We start from the raw sequence: 231 nt of genomic DNA, 5'->3' as shown, positions 1-231 counted from the left end.
CCGACGGACATATCGTCCAGTCGTCCGGCAGCATTGAGACGTGGCCCCAGCGCAAAACCTAAATCGCTGGCGGCGAGTTTTTGCGCATCGCGATTTGCCACTTCCAGCAGCGCTTTAATCCCCGGACGGCACTTTCCGGCACGGATGCGACTCATCCCCTGCCAGGTCAGAATGCGATTATTAGCGTCCAGCGGCACGACGTCCGCTACTGTCCCCAGCGCTACCAGATCC

The 231-nt window shown here is 60.2% G+C and carries 1 protein-coding gene; it reads right to left on the bottom strand.

Annotated elements, in window-relative coordinates; translation table 11 throughout:
- Positions 1 to 197 (bottom strand): hypothetical protein (locus AC0IX4_RS23435; protein WP_471831472.1); only part of this gene is annotated, 197 nt, incomplete at its 3' end.
- Positions 198 to 231 lie beyond the last annotated feature (34 nt).

It is taken from the genome of Rhodococcus sp. AC861 (assembly GCF_979256035.1).
Note: the sequence above shows the minus strand (reverse complement) of the source record. Positions and strands in the feature narration are given on the sequence as shown.